The organism is Caulobacter sp. LjRoot300, assembly GCF_964253875.1.
Taxonomy (GTDB): Bacteria; Pseudomonadota; Alphaproteobacteria; order Caulobacterales; family Caulobacteraceae; genus Caulobacter.
This window is the reverse complement of the sequence record NZ_CAXUSA020000009.1, coordinates 1-19,230: the sequence shown is the minus strand read 5'-3', so window position 1 is coordinate 19,230 and position 19,230 is coordinate 1. Positions and strand designations below refer to the sequence as shown.

Annotated in this window: 18 protein-coding genes; 7 read left to right on the top strand and 11 right to left on the bottom strand. The window is 71.3% G+C overall.

The features are described 5' to 3' along the window. Window positions 1-91 precede the first annotated feature (91 nt). Together ACSQ2G_RS21990 and ACSQ2G_RS21985 are read left to right on the top strand one after the other, a co-directional pair. On the top strand, window positions 92-292 hold the full coding sequence (locus ACSQ2G_RS21990) for a hypothetical protein (protein ID WP_436034515.1): 201 nt from the start codon (window positions 92-94) through the stop codon (window positions 290-292). A gap of 136 nt (window positions 293-428) precedes the next feature. Continuing rightward, window positions 429-662: a flagellar basal body rod C-terminal domain-containing protein gene (locus ACSQ2G_RS21985; RefSeq protein WP_436034514.1), complete on the top strand. Its 234-nt coding sequence runs from the start codon at window positions 429-431 to the stop codon at window positions 660-662. Between the two features lie 89 nt (window positions 663-751). On the opposite strand, the gene ACSQ2G_RS21980 is transcribed toward ACSQ2G_RS21985, so the two are convergent. Beyond that, entirely contained in the window at window positions 752-1,582 is an 831-nt protein-coding gene (locus ACSQ2G_RS21980; RefSeq protein ID WP_436034513.1) for an anti-sigma factor family protein, read from the bottom strand. Then, a complete protein-coding gene (locus ACSQ2G_RS21975) occupies window positions 1,579-2,079 on the bottom strand; it encodes a sigma-70 family RNA polymerase sigma factor (RefSeq protein WP_436034512.1) in 501 nt (166 codons plus the stop codon). The genes ACSQ2G_RS21980 and ACSQ2G_RS21975 overlap by 4 nt, the downstream gene beginning before the upstream one ends. Before the next feature lie 128 nt (window positions 2,080-2,207). Here ACSQ2G_RS21975 and ACSQ2G_RS21970 point away from each other — a divergent pair, with 128 nt between their 5' ends. The 3 genes from ACSQ2G_RS21970 to ACSQ2G_RS21960 all read left to right on the top strand — a co-directional run bounded on the left by ACSQ2G_RS21970 (window position 2,208) and on the right by ACSQ2G_RS21960 (window position 5,212). Then, a complete protein-coding gene (locus ACSQ2G_RS21970; RefSeq protein ID WP_436034511.1) occupies window positions 2,208-3,482 on the top strand; it encodes a S8 family serine peptidase in 1,275 nt (424 codons plus the stop codon). A gap of 112 nt (window positions 3,483-3,594) precedes the next feature. Then, window positions 3,595-4,467 carry a hypothetical protein gene (locus ACSQ2G_RS21965; RefSeq protein ID WP_436034510.1) on the top strand — a complete coding sequence of 291 codons (873 nt, stop codon included), beginning with the start codon at window positions 3,595-3,597 and terminating at the stop codon, window positions 4,465-4,467. Window positions 4,468-4,594: 127 nt separating this feature from the next. Further along, window positions 4,595-5,212, top strand: a complete 618-nt coding sequence (locus ACSQ2G_RS21960; protein WP_436034509.1) for a hypothetical protein — start codon at window positions 4,595-4,597, stop codon at window positions 5,210-5,212. 152 nt (window positions 5,213-5,364) lie between these two features. On the opposite strand, the gene rpoD is transcribed toward ACSQ2G_RS21960, so the two are convergent. From rpoD to ACSQ2G_RS21935, 5 genes are all read right to left on the bottom strand, one after another. Continuing rightward, window positions 5,365-7,317, bottom strand: a complete 1,953-nt coding sequence (gene rpoD, locus ACSQ2G_RS21955) for an RNA polymerase sigma factor RpoD (RefSeq protein ID WP_310081066.1) — start codon at window positions 7,315-7,317, stop codon at window positions 5,365-5,367. A gap of 421 nt (window positions 7,318-7,738) precedes the next feature. Next, window positions 7,739-8,860: an N-acetyltransferase family protein gene (locus ACSQ2G_RS21950; protein ID WP_436034508.1), complete on the bottom strand. Its 1,122-nt coding sequence runs from the start codon at window positions 8,858-8,860 to the stop codon at window positions 7,739-7,741. Next, window positions 8,841-9,995 carry a GNAT family N-acetyltransferase gene (locus ACSQ2G_RS21945; RefSeq protein ID WP_436034507.1) on the bottom strand — a complete coding sequence of 385 codons (1,155 nt, stop codon included), beginning with the start codon at window positions 9,993-9,995 and terminating at the stop codon, window positions 8,841-8,843. Before ACSQ2G_RS21945 ends, ACSQ2G_RS21950 begins: the two co-directional genes overlap by 20 nt. Before the next feature lie 137 nt (window positions 9,996-10,132). Continuing rightward, window positions 10,133-12,049 carry a DNA primase gene (dnaG, locus tag ACSQ2G_RS21940; protein ID WP_436034506.1) on the bottom strand — a complete coding sequence of 639 codons (1,917 nt, stop codon included), beginning with the start codon at window positions 12,047-12,049 and terminating at the stop codon, window positions 10,133-10,135. A 254-nt stretch (window positions 12,050-12,303) separates the two neighbouring features. Continuing rightward, window positions 12,304-13,200, bottom strand: a complete 897-nt coding sequence (locus tag ACSQ2G_RS21935; RefSeq protein WP_436034505.1) for an EamA family transporter — start codon at window positions 13,198-13,200, stop codon at window positions 12,304-12,306. Between the two features lie 167 nt (window positions 13,201-13,367). Here ACSQ2G_RS21935 and ACSQ2G_RS21930 point away from each other — a divergent pair, with 167 nt between their 5' ends. Further along, window positions 13,368-14,432, top strand: a complete 1,065-nt coding sequence (locus tag ACSQ2G_RS21930; protein ID WP_436034504.1) for a DUF2855 family protein — start codon at window positions 13,368-13,370, stop codon at window positions 14,430-14,432. A 5-nt stretch (window positions 14,433-14,437) separates the two neighbouring features. Here ACSQ2G_RS21930 and ACSQ2G_RS21925 read toward each other — a convergent pair whose 3' ends face one another. The 4 genes from ACSQ2G_RS21925 to ACSQ2G_RS21910 all read right to left on the bottom strand — a co-directional run bounded on the left by ACSQ2G_RS21925 (window position 14,438) and on the right by ACSQ2G_RS21910 (window position 18,005). Further along, a complete protein-coding gene (locus ACSQ2G_RS21925; protein ID WP_436034503.1) occupies window positions 14,438-15,730 on the bottom strand; it encodes a hypothetical protein in 1,293 nt (430 codons plus the stop codon). Window positions 15,731-15,797: 67 nt separating this feature from the next. Next, window positions 15,798-16,895: a glycerophosphodiester phosphodiesterase gene (locus tag ACSQ2G_RS21920; protein WP_436034502.1), complete on the bottom strand. Its 1,098-nt coding sequence runs from the start codon at window positions 16,893-16,895 to the stop codon at window positions 15,798-15,800. A gap of 57 nt (window positions 16,896-16,952) precedes the next feature. Continuing rightward, complete coding sequence (locus ACSQ2G_RS21915; RefSeq protein WP_436034501.1) at window positions 16,953-17,276, bottom strand: hypothetical protein; 324 nt, start codon at window positions 17,274-17,276, stop codon at window positions 16,953-16,955. Between the two features lie 159 nt (window positions 17,277-17,435). Further along, entirely contained in the window at window positions 17,436-18,005 is a 570-nt protein-coding gene (locus ACSQ2G_RS21910; protein WP_436034500.1) for a DUF3617 domain-containing protein, read from the bottom strand. Between the two features lie 160 nt (window positions 18,006-18,165). On the opposite strand from ACSQ2G_RS21910, the gene ACSQ2G_RS21905 reads away from it, so the two are divergent. Then, window positions 18,166-18,759, top strand: a complete 594-nt coding sequence (locus ACSQ2G_RS21905; protein ID WP_436034499.1) for a hypothetical protein — start codon at window positions 18,166-18,168, stop codon at window positions 18,757-18,759. Window positions 18,760-19,230: the final 471 nt, after the last annotated feature.

Here is a 19,230-nt window from a genome sequence, read left to right as displayed (position 1 = left end):
TTATCCGACCGCCGGCCCGCGTTTACGGTCTTTGGTCAGCCGGACTTAAGGGTTCGGGACGAGGCTGGCGGCGACCTCGAAGGAAGACCCCGTGCAGATCGCCGCCCGTCCCGCCGCCAGCCCCCCGCAGCCGACCCGCCCAGGGACGGCCCAGGCCCAGGGCGCGCCGCCGGCCGACCTCACGGCGCTGGCGGTGGCCCAGACCAACGCCCAGATGACGGCCTCGGCCGGCGCGGCCCTGGCCCAGGTCACCGGCGAACTGACGGGCATGTTGGTCAATATCAGCGTCTAGACACGGTCCAGCGCGTCCGAGGGGCGGCGGTCGGCGTTCGTCGTCCCGAAGGCCGTTAACCGCATAACTTGACCATCTTTGCTCAGGGCCGATTAACCGGCGCGCCCGACATTGACCCGGCAACCAGGGAGACGTCGTGCAGGTTCTCGACACCGCCGCCGCCGGCATGTTCGCCGCCGCCGATCGACTCAGCGCCAGCGCCCAGCGCACCGCCGCCTGGGGCCTGGAGCAGAGCCAGGCCGAGCAGAAGGTCGACCTGGCCCACGAGGCCGTCGAACAGGTCTCGGCCAAGACCGACTTCAAGGCCAACGCCGCCGTCGCCAAGACCGCCGACGAGATGATGGGCGCCCTCCTGGACATGAAGGTCTAGGGCGCGAACGCTCGTCCCGTCGGCGCGAGTCGGTCCGGGCCCACCCCGCATTCCCCCCTGCGCGGGCCCGGACCCGCCGCCCTCCGGTCCTACCGGGGGGCGGCTCCTCCCTTTACGGCGTCAACCGGCTTCCATCGCGCGGCCCGGGCCTTGGCCTCGCCGGCCGCGTCAAGCGGCGGACCGGCGATCATCGCGTCGACCGCGGCCAGGATGGCGGCCGGCGTTTCCGAGCCGGCCATGCGGTAGTCGCCGGCCGGGCCGGGGCCGGCCGGGCTGACAGCCCGCACGCGCCAGGTGTCCGGGTCGCGGCAGGCCACGCCGGCGATGGGCGCGCGGCCCGCGGCCTGGAACGTCCGGCAGTAGGTTCCCGACGCGGTCTTGAACGACAGGTTGACGCGCACCGGGCCGGCGGCCTGACCCGAGGTCTGGGTGTTGAGGGCCTGGGCCAGCGGGCCGGCGGCGATCGGGGCCGGGTCGTTCGCCCCGCTCAGGGTCGCGGGCGGCGGCGCGGCCATGCGGCCGATCACCAGGCCGGCGACCAGGCAGGCGGCCAGGCCGATCCAGGCGGGAAAGCCCCGTCCGGCCGCGCCGGGCGGCTTCGGCAGCCTGGGCTCGCGCGCCTTGGCCTTGTCCTTGCTCCTGGCCTTGCCCTTGGCCTGGACGCCGGGGAAGGCGATGACCTCGGCGGGCCGGGTCGCGGGGGCCGGCTTGGCGGCGACCGCGGCGCTCAGGGCCTGCGGGGGCGTCTCGCGCATGACCCCGGCGTGGGCGCCCGACAGCAGCCGGCGCAGCGCCCGCTGGGTCTCGACCCGCAAGGCCAGCTGCGGATCGGTCGCCATGGCCGCCTCGATCCGGGCCATGTCCTCGGCGGGAAGCTCGCCGTCGACAAAGGCGAACACCTCTTCGTCCGGAACGGTCATGGCTGGGCTCCTTGGTCGATCAACGCAGTCTGCAACGTGGCGCGGCCGCGGGCCAGACGGCTGGTCAGGGTGCCCATTGGCACCTCCAGGCTGTCGGCGGCCTCCTGGTAGGATAGTCCCTCGATCAGCACCAGGGCGACCGCGACGCGCTGGTCCTCGGGCAGGGCCTCCAGCGCGCGCTCCACCGCCGAGGCCTGCAGCCGCGCCTCCAGCGACGGCGCGCTGGGGTCGGCGGCCAGGGCGCCCGCCTCGGGCGGGGCCAGGACGCGGCCGCGGCGCTGGCGGGCGCGGGCTTCGTCGATCCAGGCGTTGCGCATGATCCGGAACATCCAGCTGTCCAATCGCGTACCGGGACGCCACTGGTCGCGGCGCAGCAAGGCGCGCTCGACGGTCAGCTGCGTCAGGTCGTCGGCGTCCGCCGGTTCCCAGGCCAGCACCCGCGCCATTCGGCGCAAGCGCGGCAGCAGGGCCAGCATCTCCGTCTGGAAGGAATCCAAGGTTCGCCTTCGTCCTGTGGAAGAAACGTTTGGCCGGGGACGTTCAATCCCTGAGCCTAAACTTATTTCACGCGCGTCGCGATGCGGCCATTGTCACGTCTCGTCCGTCTGGGAAACCCTGGATCGCCATGAGCCTTCGCGTCCCCCTGATCACGATCCTGGCCGGCCTGGCGGTTCTGGGCGCCGCGCCGGCCGGCGCCCAGCTGCTGCCCTCGCCGTCATCGGTGGTCGAGCGGACGGGGCTGCCGCTGCCGCGACTGCCCTTGGCCGACCGTCTGGCCAGCGACGTCGACGGCTTGGCCGACCGCCTGACGCCGGACGCCCTGGCCGCCGCGCGGCTGGACCGCCTGACCGCCCTGGTCCGGGCCCATCCCCGGGCGCTGGAACGGGACGACCAGGGCCAGCCGGTGGTGCGGGGCGAGGTGCTGGCCGTCTCGCCCACGCCGGAGGCCCTGGCGAAGGTTGTGGCGGCCGGCTTCGTCGTCGCCCGCCAGACGCGGTCCGACGACCTGGGCCTTTCCCTGGTGACCTTGACCCCGCCCAAGGGCCTGAGCGCCCGGGCGGCGATCAAGCGGCTGCGCGACCTGGACCCGGGCGGCGACTACGACTTCAACCACGTCTATGCCGACGCCGGGCTGGAGACGGTGGTCGCGGCCTCCGCCGTCGCGCCGGCCGCCGCCCAGGACGGTGGAGGACGGGCGGGCCTGCTGGACGGCGGCGTCGCGGCCGACCAGCCGGTGTTCACCCATGTCCGGCTGGAGCAGCGCGGCTTCGCCGACGGCGGCGCGCGGCCCAGCGCCCACGGCACGGCCACCGCCTCGCTGCTGGCCGCGGCGGGCGCCGACCAGATCCTGGTCGCCGACGTCTATGGCAAGGGGCCGGCCGGCGGTTCGGCCTCGGCGATCGTCGGGGCCCTGGCCTGGATGGCCCAGGCCCGCGCGCCGGTGGTCAATATCAGCCTGGTGGGGCCGCCGAACGGCGCGCTGGGGGCGGCGGTCAAGGCGCTGCTCGCCCGGGGCTGCCTGATCGTGGCGGCGGTGGGCAACGACGGCCCGGCCGCCCCGGCCCTCTATCCGGCCTCCTATCCGGGGGTGATCGCCGTGACGGGCGTCGACCGCCGGCGGCGGTTGCTGCCCGAGGCCGGCCGCGCGGCCCATGTCGACTTCGCGGCCTATGGGGCCGAGGTCAAGGTCGCCGCCCCCGGCGGGCGTCCGGCCAGCGTGCGGGGCACCTCCTACGCCGCGCCGGTGGTGGCCGGCCGGCTGGCGCGGCTGCTCGACGCCCCTGACCCGGCGGCGGCGCAGCGCGCGGTGGCCCGCCTCGCGGCCGAGGCCGTGGACCTGGGCGCGCCGGGCGTCGATCCGGTGTTCGGCAACGGTTTGGTCGAGGCCGCGGCGAAATAGGTCGTCTCGCGAAAAAATGTCGCGGGGGGCGGAAGAAAGCGCGCGGCCGGGTCGTTGGACGGTTCGGAAGGCGGACGAAGCGCCGCCTCGAGCCATTCTTCAGGAGAAGACCATGCGCAAGATCTCGTTCTTCATGACCGCCACGGCCGCCGCCCTGCTGATGACCGCGCCGATGGCCCAGGCCCAGATCCTCGGTGGAGGCGGCGGCGGGCTCGGCGGAGGCCTCGGCGGCGGTTTGGGCGGCGGGCTTGGTGGCGGTCTGGGCGGCGGCCTCGGCGGCTTGACCGGCCAGGGCGCCGGCGGGCTGACCGGCTCAGGCCAGTTCGGGACCCCTGACATCGGCGGCGTCGCCTCTCGCGCCACCGAGGCGACCGGCCGGGTGCGGGACCGCGCCACCGACGCCACGGGCCGGGTCCGCCACCACGCTGATCGCGCGACCCGGCGGGCCCGCGACACCGCCGGCGGCGTCCAAGGCCTGGCGCAGGGCGCCACGAGCAACGCCGCCGCCAGCGGTTCGGCCGCGGGTTCCGGCTCCGCCTCGGCGACCGGCCGGTCCCTGACCGGCGCCCTTTCGGGCAACGGCTCGGCCAATGGCTCTGGAGGCGGTTCGCTGACGGCGCCGGACACCAGCGGCCTGACCTCGCGAGCGGTGGGGACCGGCCGTGACGCGGCCGGCGCGGCGCGCGACCGGGCCACCTCGGTCGCCTCGCGCGGAACCGGCGCGGCCCGCAACGCCATCGGTTCGGCCCGTGACACGGCGGGTTCGGCCAGCGCCGGCGGTTCGGGCGGCGCTGACGCGGCCGGCGGCCTGACCGGCGACGGCGCTTCCGGCTCGCTGACCGGTTCGGGCTCGAGCAACGCCTCGACCAACCGCGGCTCGACCGGCAACAGCGGTTCGCTGGGCCTGTCCGGCTCGGCCTCGCGCAGCGGCGCCAACGCCTCGGCCAACGGCGCGGGCTCGGGCGACCTCAAGGTCGGCAACTAGCCCGGACCGTCCCCGATCGATCGGAAAGGGCGTCGCCGTCGGGCGGCGTCCCTTTTCGCATATCGATGTTTGGCGTCGTGCTAAGGTCTGGCGCCGGTTCGAGCCGGCTCACCAGGGGGACGACCAGATGCCTAGCCACGCCGCGATCCGACCGCCGAGCCTGACCCTCGTCGCCTTGACCCTCGCCGTCTGGGCGGCGTCGACGCCGGCGGCCTGGGCCCAGCGGCCCCCGATCATCCGCATGCCCGTGCAACCGGCCCCGGCCCAGCAACCGGCGACCAATCCGCAGCTGCAGATGCCGAAGGGGCCGATCTTCAGCGCCGCCGATCCGCTGGAGCTGCTCAAGCAGGTCAACATCCTACGCGGCCAGGTCGCGACGCTACAGCAGCAGACGGCGACCTTGCAGGGCCAGGTCAGCGACCAGGCTCACATGATCGACAGCCTGAAGAACGGGCTGGCGACCGTTTCGCTGAAGGGGATCGCCAACACCAACGACCTGGTGACCGTCAACGGCGGCCTGACCAGCCTGCAGGGCGAGTTGGCGAACGTGAAGGGCCAATTGGGGACCGTGAAGAGCGACGCGGCGACCCTGAAGTCGAACTTCGACTCTCATGGGCACTATCACAAGTTTGCCTACGACCTTAATGGCCAGCAGAAGATCGACGCCATGTTGACTTCGGGACCGTCGGTCTATTGCAAGAAGACAAAAGACGGCAACAGCTGGGTCTGCGATCAGCCGCAATAGAGGTCCCGGAGCCGAGGGGCGTTGCTTGACGCCCGACCCCCGATCGGGGACAGGCCCATGGGCCTGTCCCCAGCCCGTTCCGCACGAACGAAAAAGCCCGCCCCGATCGTCCGGGGCGGGCTCTTCCGTTCAGTCCTGGCGATCTGGAGCGCTTACGAGTCCAGGAAGCTGCGCAGCTTGCGCGACCGCGAGGGGTGCTTGAGCTTGCGCAGGGCCTTGGCCTCGATCTGGCGGATGCGTTCGCGGGTGACCGAGAACTGCTGGCCGACCTCTTCCAGGGTGTGGTCGGTGTTCATGCCGATGCCGAAGCGCATCCGCAGAACACGTTCCTCCCGCGGGGTCAGCGACGCGAGCACTCGCGTCGTCGTTTCGCGAAGATTGCTCTGGATGGCGGCATCGATCGGCAGGATGGCGTTCTTGTCCTCGATGAAGTCGCCCAGGTGGCTGTCTTCCTCGTCGCCGATCGGGGTCTCGAGGCTGATCGGCTCCTTGGCGATCTTCAGGACCTTGCGCACCTTCTCCAGCGGCATGGCCAGCTTTTCGGCCAGCTCTTCCGGGGTCGGCTCGCGGCCGATCTCGTGCAGCATCTGGCGGCTGGTGCGGACGATCTTGTTGATCGTCTCGATCATGTGCACCGGGATGCGGATGGTCCGCGCCTGGTCGGCGATCGAGCGGGTGATCGCCTGGCGGATCCACCAGGTGGCGTAGGTCGAGAACTTGTAGCCGCGGCGGTATTCGAACTTGTCGACCGCCTTCATCAGACCGATGTTGCCTTCCTGGATCAGATCCAGGAACTGCAGGCCGCGGTTGGTGTACTTCTTGGCGATCGAGATCACCAGGCGGAGGTTGGCTTCCACCATCTCCTTCTTGGCCTGACGGGCCTCGCGCTCGCCCTTCTGCACGGTCTGGACGATGCGACGATAGTCGTCGATCGGCACGCCGGTCTCGGTGGCCAGGGCCGCGATCTCCTGGCGGATGTCGGCGACCGAGTTGACGTCGTTCTCGACGAACTTGGTCCAGCGCACGCCCATGGCCTTGACCTGGTCGATCCAGTTCGGGTTCAGCTCCGAACCGAAATAGGCCTTGAGGAACTCGGTGCGGCTGATGCCGTAGCTGTCGGCCAGGCGCAGCAGCCGGCCTTCCAGCCCGATCAGGCGCTTGTTGATCGCATACAGCTGCTCGACCAGCGCCTCGATGCGGTTGTTGTTCAGCTTCAGCGTCTTGAGGTGCTGGATGATGGTGTTCGACAGGCCCTCATAGGCCTTGCGGTCGGCATCCGAGAGGTCGGCGCCCTTCAGGCGGCTGCCGACCAGCTTGTCCTGCAGCTTGCGGAAGGTCTCGAACTCGCCGGCGATCGCGTCGAGGATGGCCATCACGCCTTCGCGCAGCTCGCCTTCCATGGCGCTGACCGTCGGGCCCGCGCCGTCGTCGAAATCGTCGTCGTCCTCGCCTTCGCCCTCGGCCTTGGCCTCGCCGCCGGCTTCCTCGTCGACCGGCTCGGCCGGCTCCTCGTCGGCGGCCGGGGCGGCGGCCACGCCGTTGATCGCGGCGTAGGTGCCTTCCAGGTCGATCACTTCGCGCAGCAGGATGCGGCCGGTGCCCAGCTCCTCGCGCCAGACCATGATCGCCTCGAAGGTCAGGGCGCTTTCGCACAGGCCCCGGATCATGGTGTCGCGGCCGGCCTCGATGCGCTTGGCGATGGCGATTTCGCCCTCACGCGACAGCAGCTCGACGCTGCCCATCTCGCGCAGGTACATGCGCACGGGGTCGTCGGTGCGGTCATAGGCCGCAGGCTTCTCGCTGGTGATGACCTGCTGGTTGTCCTCGCGGGCGACGACCTCGCCGCCCTCCGAACCTTCGGCGTCCTCTTCGGCCTCGACCACGTTGACGCCCATCTCGCTCAGCATGGCGAGGGTGTCTTCGATGGCCTCGGAGGTCACTTCTTCCGACGGCAGCACCTTGTTCAGCTCGTCCATGGTGACGTAGCCGCGGGCCTTGGCCTGCTTGATGAACTTCTTGACGCCGGCGTCGGTCAGGTCGAGCAGGGGGCCGTCGCCGCCGGTGGCTTCGGGCGCTTCCGTCTCGGCCGAGGAATTGGTGCTCATTCAGGTCTCCGAAACGACGCGGCGCCGAAACCTGGCGCGCGTCGACAATGTGTACGTGATGGGTCGCCTGCGCATCGCGCCCTGTCGTCCGTGCAAGCTGTCCAGTGAACCGCTGAAAAAATTCTCAAGATAAACGCCTGACACGCGCCGAAGAGCCATAGGCTAACGCTCCGCGAGCAGGGCTCTTTGCGGAGGCGTTGTCTTCGCGCGCGATCAGCGTCGACCCTGAGGGGTTTTCGGCAGCCACTGGGACCTGGCGGCGGCGAGGGTGACATCCTGTTTCAAGGAGGGCGCGCGCATGAAAATGGCGGCCCGAGCGATGTCAATCAGCAGCGTGGCAAATCCTTGAGTCGCCAGATGGCGTTGCATGACGCGCGAGTCAAGATGGGAAGGGACGCAAGGCCGTCTTAATGCGCTCGGACTATGGCGGAAAGCGCGCGGTGAAGCTCTGGTCGCCGTCGAACGGGGTCGCGTACCAGCTGGCGCGGTCGCCGTCGTCGCCGGGCCGCCCAAAGCGCACATGGCAATGGCTGTAGGGGGTTTGCCGCCGCACGGGCCGGGTCGGCGCCAGCAGGGCCTCCACGCGCGGATGGGCCAGGCCCAGGCGGACGCGCGCCGCGCCCAGCGGCCGGGCCAGGCCGATCAGCGCCGTGACCAGGGCGGGCAGGGCGGCGGCCTCGACCTGGGGTAGGGCGATCAGGTCGATGATTTCCAGGGCCGGCGCCTCGATCTCGGAACCCTTGGCCAGGATGGCCAGCAGGTAGCCCGCCAGGCGACCGTCGGCCTCGTAGGCCAGCAGGATCGGCTGCCGCGTGGACATCGGGTCGGCGACCCGCCAGCGCAGGGCGGCGGCGTCGCGACACGCCAGGCTGGCGCCGGTCGCCGCGAGGTCTCGCCACAGGTCGTCGAAACGTGCGTCGATGTCGGTCGCCGGATCGAGGGCCCGGACCGCGGGGATCTTGCGCGGCGTCGCGAGGACGGCGGCGGAGGCGGGCCGCGGGGCCAGCCACTCGCGGCCGCCCTGGACGCCGGCGAACCCGCGGGCCTGCGACCAGCGCCGCAGCAGGCGCTCCACGCCCAGGGTCACGGGCGCGACCGGCCAGACCAGCTTGATGTCGGCCCCGGCCTCGGGCCAGGTCTCGAAGCCGAAATGCTTGAAGAAGCCGGCCGAGCGGCCGTTGGCGTTGAAGGTATAGGTGGCGGCGACCTCGCCCTGGTCCAGGATGCGGCGCATCAGCATCCGCGCCTTGCCCATGGCCTTGGGGTGGACCAGGAAGGTGTGGCCGCAGACGGCGGCGGCGGCGGCGGCGGCGGCGGCGGTGTCGGCGCCGCGTCGCCGCTCCTGGACGAAATTGCCCATGAAGCCGACGACCTCGTCGTCGGCGGCGCACACCCAGCCCAGTGGCCGTCCCGCCATGCCCGGCGCCTGGGCCAGCCAGCTCCAGCCGGCCAGGTCGCGCACCGGCCACCAGGCCCAGCGGCACAGGGCGGCGACGCCGTCCAGGTCGCGGGCGGGGACGAACTCACGAACGGTGGTGGTCATCAGCTCCGCCTCTGACCCTGGCGCGCGATAGGCGCAGCATCGCTCCCGCCCCGCGCGACAGGCCGCTGGCGTAGTCGCCGCAAGCCTCGATGACGGCCCAGCGCCGCCGCAGCTTGCCGCCGACCCTGTCGCCCGCCATCAGCCGCGAGGCGGCGACGTCCGAGCGGTAGGCGAAGCCGGTGAGCACCGGCCGGGCGGCGTTGCCGAAATAGGCCTTGTAGCGCTCGGGACCCGAACCGAGGTCGAACAGGACCGCGCCCTGGGCCCGCCGCGTCTGCAGGGTGTCGAGGCTGAGCAGCATGCCTGGCGAATGGGCGGCGAAGCGAAGCTCGTAGGCGGGGACCCAGAAGTGCTGCATGGCGTCGGACACCAGGGACAGCTCGTACGCCGCCGCCTCGCCGTCCAGCCGCAGGGTGGCGATGCGGGCGTGCAGGCCCGAGCGCGGCCGCGCCAGCAGGGCGGCCAGGATGTCTCGTGTCCAGCCGCAGCGGAAGATATCGTGCTGTCCCGTGCGGTGCAGCTGCCCCCGCTTGAGGCGGACCAGCTCGGCCAGGCAGGCGCCGTCGCGGTCGTCGTCGGTCACGGCGTAGCGCGCGAACGTCGCGCCGATACGGCGGCGCACGCGGCCCTTGTCGCGGAAGAACTTCGGATGGGCCAGGGACTGCCCGGCCAGATAGTGGTCCCAACCCGCCGACAGATCCACGAGGGCGGCCGAGGCCGGGCTAAGGCCGGTGACCGAACCCGCCGGACCGATCCAGCCGGTCACCCACGCGCCGCTGGCGCCGAGCCGCCGCAGCAGGACGTCCAGTCCCGGCCGGCGGTCGGGCAGGGCGACGACGCCCTGGTAGTCGTTCAGGGGCGCGGCCAGCGGCTGCAGGGTGGCGCCGCGGCGCTGAAAGGGCAGGAAGCCCTGGATCTCGCCGCGACGGTGCAGCACGGCCACCCGGGTGTTGGGCGCGATCTGGCCGGCGATCTGGGTGAATTCGGGGTCGAGGAACGGCGAACCCAGGTCAGGGGCGGCGGCCAGAAAGCCACGCCAGCGGGCCAGGTCCGACGCGGTCAGGGCCTCGGGTCGGATTTCCTCCAGCTGCAGGGCGCCGGGCCCGACCGAGGATTTCGCGACCGATGACGACATGGCTCAGGTTCGCTCCACTCGACGCGACGTGTTCGGGTCCGCTCTTCGACGATCGCAGGTCCGAAACAGCAAAAGGTAAACACCACGTCAGATTGAGGAGGCGAATTCGGGAAAGGGGCTCGGCGCCTGGGTCCGCCTCAGGAAATGGCCGGGACCGTGTTGGAGGTGTCCCAGAATTCCAGCCCGCTGATCTGGCGCTCCAGCACCGCGATCCGGGCGCGCAGGTCGCGGGTGGCGGCCAGGGCGCCGGCGGTGACCGCCTCGCGGCGCAGGGCTTCCAGCGCGCGGTGCGCGTCGGCGATCTCGACCAGGGCCTCGTAGCAGGCGGACCACAGGGCTCGGGCCTGGTGGACGTCCATCTTCGGGTCGAGGAACGGCGCGCTGATCGCCGCGGCCACGCGCTCGGCCTCGGTCAGCTGCGGGCCCAGGCCCTTGCGCTGGAGGATGTCGCGGAACGGCACGTCGTCGCTGATCTCGTCGGCCAGGGCCTCGAACAGCTCGACCGCCAGCGGGGCCAGGCGCGGGTCGCCGAAGCCGATGCGCTCGATCGCCTCGTCATGGGGGCGGGCCCAGGCGGGATGGCGCAGGGCGGCGACGGCCACGGCGGCGTGGAACGGGTTCAGTCGCGTGGTGATCTGCGCCCTGGCCACGCCGCGGATGCCGGGATCGGGCGGACCGCGATCGCGGCCGCCCTTCCATTGGCCGCGCGGAACGAAGGGCCGGCCGCCGCCGTCGCCAAACCCGCCGGATCCTCCGAACGCGGGCTTGGGAAACAGCGCGTCCAGCCGGGCGTAGAGGTCGTCGCGATAAGCGGTGGCCAGGTCCTTGTCGGCGATGGCCCCGGCGGCGGCGCGCAGGCGCTGCTTGAAGCCGGCCTTGCGCTCGGGGGTGTCCAGCGGCTCCAGGTCGCGCTCGCGGGCGAACAGCGCCTCGACGAACGCGGTGGTCTGGGTCAGCTGGCTTCTCAGCGCCGCCGCGCCCTGCTCGCGCAGCACGTCGTCGGGGTCCTTGCCGCCGACCACGATCGAGAACTTGAACGAGCGGCCGGGCTTGAGCAGCGGCAGGGCGCGGTCGATGGCCCGGCTGGCGGCGCGCTGGCCGGCCTTGTCGCCGTCAAAGCTGAGCGTCGGTTCGGGATGCAGGCGCCACAGCACCTCCATCTGCTCCTCGGTCATCGCCGTGCCCATCGGCGCCACGGCCGGCAGGCCCGCCCGCTGGCAGGCGACGACGTCCATATAGCCTTCCACGACCAGCATCGGCGTCTGTTCGGTGGGCGCGGCCGCCTGGGCGGCGTGCAGCAGCTTGCGGGCTTCGTACAGCCCATACAGCAGTCGGCCCTTGTGGAAGAGCGTGGTCTCCGGTCCGTTCAGGTACTTGGCGCGGGCCTGCGGATCCATGGCCCGGCCGCCGAACGACACCACCCGGCCCCGGGTATCGGTGATCGGGAAGATGATGCGGTCGCGGAAGCGGTCATAGGGTTGGCCGCCGTCCTCCGGCGCGATCAGCAGGCCCGCCTCGACCAGCTCGACCGGCTTGGCGCCCTTGGCGACCAGATAGTCCTTCAGCGCCGTGCGGCCGTTCGGCGAGAAGCCGATACGAAACCGGCTCCACTGGTCCTCGGGCAGGGCCCGGCGGGCCAGGTAGTCGCGAGCCGCCTGGCCGACCGGGCGGCGCAGCTCGCTCTCGAACCAGGCGGCGGCCAGCTCCATCCAGTCGGTCAGGGTAGCGCGCTTCTTGTCGTCCTGGGCGGCGCGGGCGTCCGGCTCGGGCAGGGCCATGCCCGCTTCGGCCGCCAGCCGCTCGACCGCCTCGGTGAAGGTCAGCCGCTCGGTCTCCTGCAGGAAGCTGATGATGTCGCCGTGCTTGCCGCTGGAGAAGCAGTGGTAGAAGCCCTTGTCGTCATTGACGAAGAACGACGGGCTCTTTTCCTTGGTGAACGGCGACAGCCCCGCATATTCGCGCCCCTGCCGCCGCAGCTTCACCGACTTCCCGATCACGTCGGAAGGGCGAAGACGGGTCTTCAGTTCGTCAAGGAAGTGGTCGTCGAAACGCATGGCTGGCGGCTAGGGCTCTACAGGCGGCACCATGGAGACACGTCGGGTTCGAGCCCAGACCCCTTGGCGGAGGCGTTAACGGGTTTCCGACTTTCGTCCACAGCTGCGGAGGTGGGGCGAGCGGTCCGCCTCCGCAACGATCATCCGCCGATTCCAGGGTTTCGGGGGAAGGTTCAGGCCGGGGACATGCACTTGTGCGTGTCCCCAAGGCTGCTCCCTCTGATGGGGACACGCCCAAGGGCATGTCCCCGGCCTCAGACCGGCGCCAGAAACCGCATCCGAACCTTCGGCCACAGCATGTTGACCGCCAGGCCCGCCAACACCAGCGCCGCCGCCAGCAGCTTCCAGCCCGGCAGGCTCTCGTGCAGCAGGATCGCCGAGGCGCCCATGCCGAACACTGGCACCAGCAGGGCCATGGGCGTCACCGTCGCGGCGGGGTGGCGGGCCAGCAGCCAGCCCCACGCCGCGTAGCCGAACATGGTGTTGCCCACCGCCTGCCAGGCCACCGCGCCCCAGGTCAGGGCGTCGGCGTGGGTGACGCCCGCGACGATGGCCGGCCAGCCTTCCAGCCACAGCGACATCAAAAACAGCGGCGGGATCGAGAACAGGCTGGCCCAGACCACATAGGCCAGCATGTTCACCGTGCCGGCCTGGCGGGCGACGATGTTGCCGCCGGCCCAGCTGGCGGCGGCCAGCAGGATCAGCAGCACGCCCAGCGGCGTCGCCGCCCCGCCGCCGTGGGCGGCGATCAGCACGATGCCCGAGCCGGCCAGCAGCAGGGCCGCGACCTGGAACGGCCGTACCTTCTCGCCGCTGATCTTCATGGCCATGCCGATGGTGAAGAACACCTGGGTCTGGACGACCAGCGAGGCCAGGCCCGGCGAGATGTGGCCCTTCATGGCCACGAACAGCAGGCCGAACTGCCCGGCTCCGATCAGCACGCCATAGGCCGCCAGGTTGGCCCAGGACACCTTCGGGCGCTTGACCAGGAACGCCATCGGCAACAGCACCAGGGTGAAGCGCAGGGTGGCGAACAGCAGCGGCGGCAGGTGGTCCAGCGCCACGCGGATGACCACGAAGTTGGTGCCCCACACCGCCACCACGGCCAGGGCCAGCAGGAAGTGGCGCAAGGGCAGGGGCGTGTTGGTCATGGCGGGGTCCCGGGCGCGAGGAGAGGCAAGACTGGGCTGGCCCCGACTTGGACCGCTTCGCCCCCGCGCCGCAAGCCTTGGGCTGCGGCGGATAGTGCTTCAAACAAACGTTTGACGTTCTGTCATGGGGCGGCGCTAAGTTGGCCGCCAGCAGAGGAGCAACGACGATGGCGGACTGGGATTTCTTGGTCGACAAGACCGACCTGCGCCAGGCCAAGGTCTTGAGCCTGGATCCGGTCCCGCTGGCTGACGGCCAGGCGCGGCTGGCGGTCGAGCGCTTCGCCCTGACGGCCAACAATGTCACCTACGCGGTGTTCGGCGACCAGATGCGCTACTGGGACTTCTTTCCCGGGCCGGAGGGCTGGGGGCGGATCCCGGTCTGGGGCCATGCCCGGGTCGAGGCCTCGACCCATCCGGACCTGACCGTCGGCCAGCGGTTCTACGGCTACTATCCGATGTCGACCCACCTGACGGTGACGCCGCGCAAGACCCGGACGGGCTTCGCCGACGTCGCCCCGCATCGCGCCGACCTGCCGCCGGTCTACAACCAGTACCAGGCGGTGGGCGCGGCCAGCCCGGCCGAGGACTACCAGGCCCTGCTGCGGCCGCTGTTCGTCACCGGCTTCCTGATCGAGGATTTCCTGGACGAGAACGACCTGTTCGGCGCGCGGTCAGTGCTGCTGACCAGCGCCTCCAGCAAGACGGCGATCAGCCTGGCCTTCCAGCTCAGGCAGCGGGGCAAGGCGCGCGTGGTCGGCCTGACCTCGGCGCGCAACAAGGCCTTCGTCGAGGGGCTGGGCTGCTACGATCAGGTCGTGACCTACGACGCGGTTATCGACGCGCCGATCGAGGAACCGGCGCTCCTGGTCGACTTCGCGGGAGACGCGCCGTTGCGGCGGGCCGTTCACGAGCGATTTGGCGACGCCCTGGCCTATTCCTGCGTGGTCGGCGGCGCCCATTGGGAGGCCGGACCCAGCGGCGGTCCCTTGCCGGGCCCCAAGCCGGTGTTCTTCTTCGCCCCGGACCGCATCCGCAAGCGCGCCGCCGACTGGGGGCCGGGCGGTCTGGACCAGCGCCACGACGCCGCCTGGGCCCCCTTCGCCGCCGACGCGCCGCGCTGGCTGCGGGTGATCGAGGGCGTGGGACCCGAGGCGATGGCCAAGGCCTATGCGGCCGTGGTCGCCGGCGAGGCGGGACCGGACGAGGGGCACGTGCTGGCGCCCCGGGACTAGCCGGCCTACTTCGCCAGATCCGCCGGCGTGGTCGGCTGCGAGATCACCGCCTCCATCCGCGCCCAGCGGGCGTCCTGCGACGCTCCCGCCCGTTCGACGTGGGCGCGGACCATGTCCTGGCCGAGGTTGTAGTTGATCACGTAGCTCCGGTAGGTCTCGATGAAGCTCAGCGACTTCTCGGCCTTGGCGCGCGAGGTCAGGGCGTACTTGGCCAGGGCGGCGACGGCGGCCTCCTTGTCCATCTTTCCCGACAGATAGAGGTCGGCGATGGTGTTCTGGACGCTGGCCAGGTCGGCGGTGGCGGTGGTCAGGGCGTCGTAGGTCGCGGCCGTGGCGGGATCCAGGCCCGCCGGCGGGTAGAGGGTGCGGCGCTCGAAGGCCAGCTTCTCGGTTCCGGGGAAGGCCAGGCGGATGCCGTAGTTGGCCGAGCCCTCGGCGATCAGCGACTGCGGCGAGAACAACGGATAGACGCTGAACTCGACCCAGCCCTTGGCCTTGGTCAGCTTTTCTTCCAGCAGGGCGTTGAGCACATGGTGGCCGGGATAGCCCTCGTGGCAGCCCAGGTCGACGGCGCGGCTGATCGGGGTGGGCAGGTCGGTGTTGACCTCGATCAGGCTGTGAGCCCCGCCCTTGTACCAGTTGTAGCCGCTCCAGGGCTTCCTGGTGACGAAGGCCAGGTCGAAGCGCTCGCCCTTGGGCAGGGCGATGTGGGCCTCCGTCCGCGCCTTGCACTCGGCGATCGCCGTCTTCATCACCGGCTCCAGCCGGTCGGTCGGGATCGTGTAGCGGGCCTGGAAGGCCGAGACGCGGGTCGCCAGGTCGCCCTCGCCGGGGACCAGCTTGTCGATCCTGGCCAGGATCGGGTCGTAGGCGGCCAGCGGCTTGATCGGCGGCCGCACCCCGAACAGGCCCTCGGCCTCGTCCTGGAAGCTGAACTTGACGCCGGCCAGCATGGCCAGGCGGGTCTGGGCGGCCTTGACCTGACCGGCCAGGAAGGCCTTGCGGCGGAGCTCGTCGGGGCCCAGGGCCTTGCCGTCGACCGCCTTGAGCGCGGCGGCCAGGCGGTCGGCCTCGGCGCGCAGGGCGGGCACCTCGCGCGGCTTGGCCTTGGCCGCGGTCGCCCATTCGGCGGGCCCGTAATAGGCGTCGACATAGCCCGGCTCGCGCTCGCCGGCTTCCAGCGTCAGCCGCACGAAGTCCTTGGCGATGACGTCCAGCTTGGCGCCTTCGGGAGCGGCCAACGCCGGAGCGGCGAACAAGACGAAGGCGGCGGTCGCGGCGGCGAGGCGAAGGATCATAGAAGGCGCGTCCAGTCGAAACGGGCGTGCACGCTGCCTTGCGCCGCTGATCGCCGCAAGAGCGCGCCTAGCCCCGCGCCGCGACCGCCATGCCCGGGAAGTCGCTGAACAGGCCGTCGACGCCGGCCGCGTACAGGGCCTTGAACACCGCGGCGACCTCGCCCGGCTGGGCCAGGTAGTCGGCGGCGGCGGCGTCGCCGCGGCGCAGGGACGAGGGCAGGAAGTAGTTCTCGGCGCGCACGGTCCAGGGGTGGACGACCAGGCCGGCGGCGTGGGCGTCCTTCACCAGGGCGGTGGCCGGCAGCAGGCTGGTCGCGTCCTGCGGCACGATCTGGGTCTTCTCCGGCCCCAGGCCGTCGGCGTAGAGCGCCACGTCCCTCAGGCCCGAGGGGCTGGTCAGCTGGGCGTAGGTCACGTTCGGCAGGTCGGCCGGGCCGCCCTCGCTGGCGGTCAGCAGCACCAGCCGCGCCTTGGTCCGGGCGCGGATGGTCTTCAGCGGCGTGACCTCGAAGCACTGGACGAAGACCGGGGCGGTCGCGGAGTCCAGGTCGTTCTTCTTCAGCAGGGCGACCAATCTGTCTTCGACGGGCAGGCCGATGCTGGCGAAGTAGCTAGGGTGCTTCATCTCGGGATAGACGCCGATCGTCCGGCCGGTGCGCCGGCTGCCCGCCTTGGCGATGGCCACCACCTCGTCGAAGGTCAGCAGCTGGGCCTGGCCGTCGTATTTCGTATTGCTGGGACGCAGCTGCGGCAGCCGCTCGCGAGCCCGCAGGGTCTTGATCTCGGCCAGGGTGAAGTCCTCGGTGAACCAGCCGGTGATCGATTGGCCGTCGATGGTCTTGGTCGCTTTGCGGTCGGCGAATTCGGGACGCGAGCCGACGTCGGTCGTGCCGCCGATCTCGTTCTCGTGGCGGGCGACCAGATGGCCGTCCTTGGTCGGGACCAGGTCCGGCTCGATGAAGTCGCAGCCCTGGTCGATGGCCAGGTCGTAGGCCAGCTGGGTGTGCTCCGGCCGTAGGCCCGAGGCGCCGCGGTGGGCGATGACGATCGGCCGTCTCGGGGCGGCCGCGAAGCTCAGGCCGGAGGTCAAAGTGCCCGCCAAGGCGGCGGTGGCCATGGTGTGAGTGGCGAGGGCGCGTCGGGTCAGCAGGGTCATGGCGGCCATCTAGCGCGCCGATGTGACGGTTTGACCAGCCTCGCCGGACCCGCCCCGCCGCTTCGCCTAGTCCTTGCCCGAACGGCTGAGGATGGCCAGCAGGCTCTGCGACTTCTGCGGCAGGTCGGTGGCCAGGCGCGAGGCCATTTCGCGCACCCCGACGGCATAGGCGTCGCCGCCGTCGGCGATCTCCCGGGCCCGCTGACCCAGGCCCTCCAGGTCGCGGCCCAGGGCCTCGATCTGCTCGCGGGCCAGCAGCCGCGCCTCGCGTTGCAGGCGCCGGATGCGCTGGGTGGCGGTCTCGGGGCCGCGGCCGAGATCGTAGACCTCGACGGCGTCGGCCAGTTGGGGGGCCTGTTCGGGGACGAGGGTCAGTAGCGGACCGGTCATGGCGTCGTCACTCCTCGGGCGGGCTCCGGACGCGGCGCCGGCCCTCCCAACTAGAAGGCGGGGCCGCGGCCGACTGTTCCCCCGGGTCGGGTCGTTTCGTGCGATCGTCGGCCGCCGTGGCCGCCATGCCACAGCTTCGCGCTGAGGTGGTTTCGCCCCTTATGAAGCGGGGGGTTTCGCCGCGTCCCGGCCGGCGATCGGGGCGCCCGGTTCGCAGGGGCCCTGATAGGTGCTGACCGCCTTCATGCGCAGGGTCTGCTTGCGCCCGAAGGCCGAGACGACCAGCTCCAGGTCGGTGGTGGCGGTGGTCACGAAGTCGCCGCTGACCCGGCCGGTCAGGGCGTAGTCGATGTGGTCCTTCTGGCAGGCGTGGTCCAGGCGGAAGCCGTCGGCCGTGCGGGTAACCGTGGGACGACCGCAAGGCGAGACCTTGCGGGCCGCCTCGGCCCCGGGATCGAAGCCCTGGCCCACGCACTGGGTTGAGTCCTCGGGACCGGACGGGGTCTGGGTGACCGTCTTCCACAGGCCGGGCTTGAGGGTGGTGGGACCGCCGGCGGCCGGGGCGGCGTCCTGCTGGGCGATCGGCGTCTGGCTGTCGCCGGCCGCCGGGTCGTGGGCCCGGTCGTCGGTGCGGGAGCAGGCGGCCAAGCTCAATAAGGGGGCGCCCAGCAGGGGGGCGATCAGCAGGATCGGGACCAGGCGGCGGGAGCTCGGGACCAGGTGACGCATTCGGCGACCCTAGCGCGTTCCGCGGCCGCCCGAAAAGGCTCCACGCCCATGGCGCGTCCTGCCCGGAATGACAATCCATCCGGTCAGGGGCGGCCGCGCCAAGGGAGGAGCCCCCACGGACCCCGACTCGCGCCATGCTCGCGCTCAAGCGGAGTTCCCCATGGCCGAAACCCTCGAACAGCTGATCGACCGACTGCGCGCCGTGGAGGCGGAGATCGAGGCCGCCTTCGCCGCCCGCGACGCCGAGCGGGCCGCCGCCGCCGGCCTGGTGATCGAGGCCGGCAAGCCGTGCTTCAAGGCCGACGCCCTGCGCCGCCAGAAGGCCCACCGCAAGGGCCTGCACCTGGCCCGCACCCCGTGGCCCACCCTGCTGACCATGCCGCTGATCTACGGCATGGCCCTGCCGCTGATGGTTCTGGACCTCAGCGTCAGTCTCTACCAGCTGGGCTGCTTCACCGCCTGGCGCATCCAGCGGGTGCGCAGACGAGACTATGTTGTCATCGACCGCCACCGGCTGGGCTATCTGAACCTGGTGCAGAAGCTGAACTGCGTGTTCTGCGGCTACGGCAACGGCGTCATCGCCTACGCCCGCGAGATCACCGCCCGCACCGAGCAGTACTGGTGCCCGATCAAACATGCCTTGGCGGTCAAGGGCGGGCACGACCGCTACCGCGACTTCCAGGCCTATGGCGACGCCGAGGGCTATGTGGCGAGCTCGGGGGCGTATCGCGAGCGGTTGCGGCGAGGAGGGTAGGGGCGCCCCGGTTCTTCTGGCCCCGCCCCCGCCAGTAGAAGGCCCACATGTCCGGCTCGGGCGGCTCGACGCCGTCCAGCGCCATCTGGCGCACCCAGCGGGGCAGCCAGAGGACGGCCTGATGGGCGTCACGGGGGTGGTCGCGCTGGACCTGGGCCATCTTGGCGATCGCCGCCCGGATGAAGCCGACCTTGAACCGCGCGCGGATATAGGCGCGCCTCGCGCGCTGGAGCCGCGCCGGGCGGGTACGTTTGGAGCGGGGCTGGACCATGGGAGTTTCCTTTTCCAAGATCCTCCCCCCGTGGGGGAGGCGGCCGAAGGCCGGTGGGGGGAATTTTGGGGTCGAAGATCCAGGTTGCGGTCATCTGCCGATCACTCCCCCCTCCGTCGGCTGCGCCGACACCTCCCCCACAGGGGGAGGATCTGACTGGCGCGGCTTGGCCGCCTCACGCGGCTGGCCGCTGAAGGTAT

Excerpts from the sequence above, each read along its gene's own strand:
- ACSQ2G_RS21980 (WP_436034513.1), bottom strand. The coding sequence starts at position 1,582 with ATGACCGTTCCGGACGAAGAGGTGTTCGCCTTTGTCGACGGCGAGCTT.
- ACSQ2G_RS21970 (WP_436034511.1), top strand. The coding sequence starts at position 2,208 with ATGAGCCTTCGCGTCCCCCTGATCACGATCCTGGCCGGCCTGGCGGTT.
- ACSQ2G_RS21965 (WP_436034510.1), top strand. The coding sequence starts at position 3,595 with ATGCGCAAGATCTCGTTCTTCATGACCGCCACGGCCGCCGCCCTGCTG.
- ACSQ2G_RS21960 (WP_436034509.1), top strand. The coding sequence starts at position 4,595 with ATGCCTAGCCACGCCGCGATCCGACCGCCGAGCCTGACCCTCGTCGCC.
- rpoD (WP_310081066.1), bottom strand. The coding sequence starts at position 7,317 with ATGAGCACCAATTCCTCGGCCGAGACGGAAGCGCCCGAAGCCACCGGC.
- ACSQ2G_RS21950 (WP_436034508.1), bottom strand. The coding sequence starts at position 8,860 with ATGACCACCACCGTTCGTGAGTTCGTCCCCGCCCGCGACCTGGACGGC.
- ACSQ2G_RS21945 (WP_436034507.1), bottom strand. The coding sequence starts at position 9,995 with ATGTCGTCATCGGTCGCGAAATCCTCGGTCGGGCCCGGCGCCCTGCAG.
- dnaG (WP_436034506.1), bottom strand. The coding sequence starts at position 12,049 with ATGCGTTTCGACGACCACTTCCTTGACGAACTGAAGACCCGTCTTCGC.
- ACSQ2G_RS21935 (WP_436034505.1), bottom strand. The coding sequence starts at position 13,200 with ATGACCAACACGCCCCTGCCCTTGCGCCACTTCCTGCTGGCCCTGGCC.
- ACSQ2G_RS21930 (WP_436034504.1), top strand. The coding sequence starts at position 13,368 with ATGGCGGACTGGGATTTCTTGGTCGACAAGACCGACCTGCGCCAGGCC.
- ACSQ2G_RS21925 (WP_436034503.1), bottom strand. The coding sequence starts at position 15,730 with ATGATCCTTCGCCTCGCCGCCGCGACCGCCGCCTTCGTCTTGTTCGCC.
- ACSQ2G_RS21920 (WP_436034502.1), bottom strand. The coding sequence starts at position 16,895 with ATGGCCGCCATGACCCTGCTGACCCGACGCGCCCTCGCCACTCACACC.
- ACSQ2G_RS21915 (WP_436034501.1), bottom strand. The coding sequence starts at position 17,276 with ATGACCGGTCCGCTACTGACCCTCGTCCCCGAACAGGCCCCCCAACTG.
- ACSQ2G_RS21910 (WP_436034500.1), bottom strand. The coding sequence starts at position 18,005 with ATGCGTCACCTGGTCCCGAGCTCCCGCCGCCTGGTCCCGATCCTGCTG.
- ACSQ2G_RS21905 (WP_436034499.1), top strand. The coding sequence starts at position 18,166 with ATGGCCGAAACCCTCGAACAGCTGATCGACCGACTGCGCGCCGTGGAG.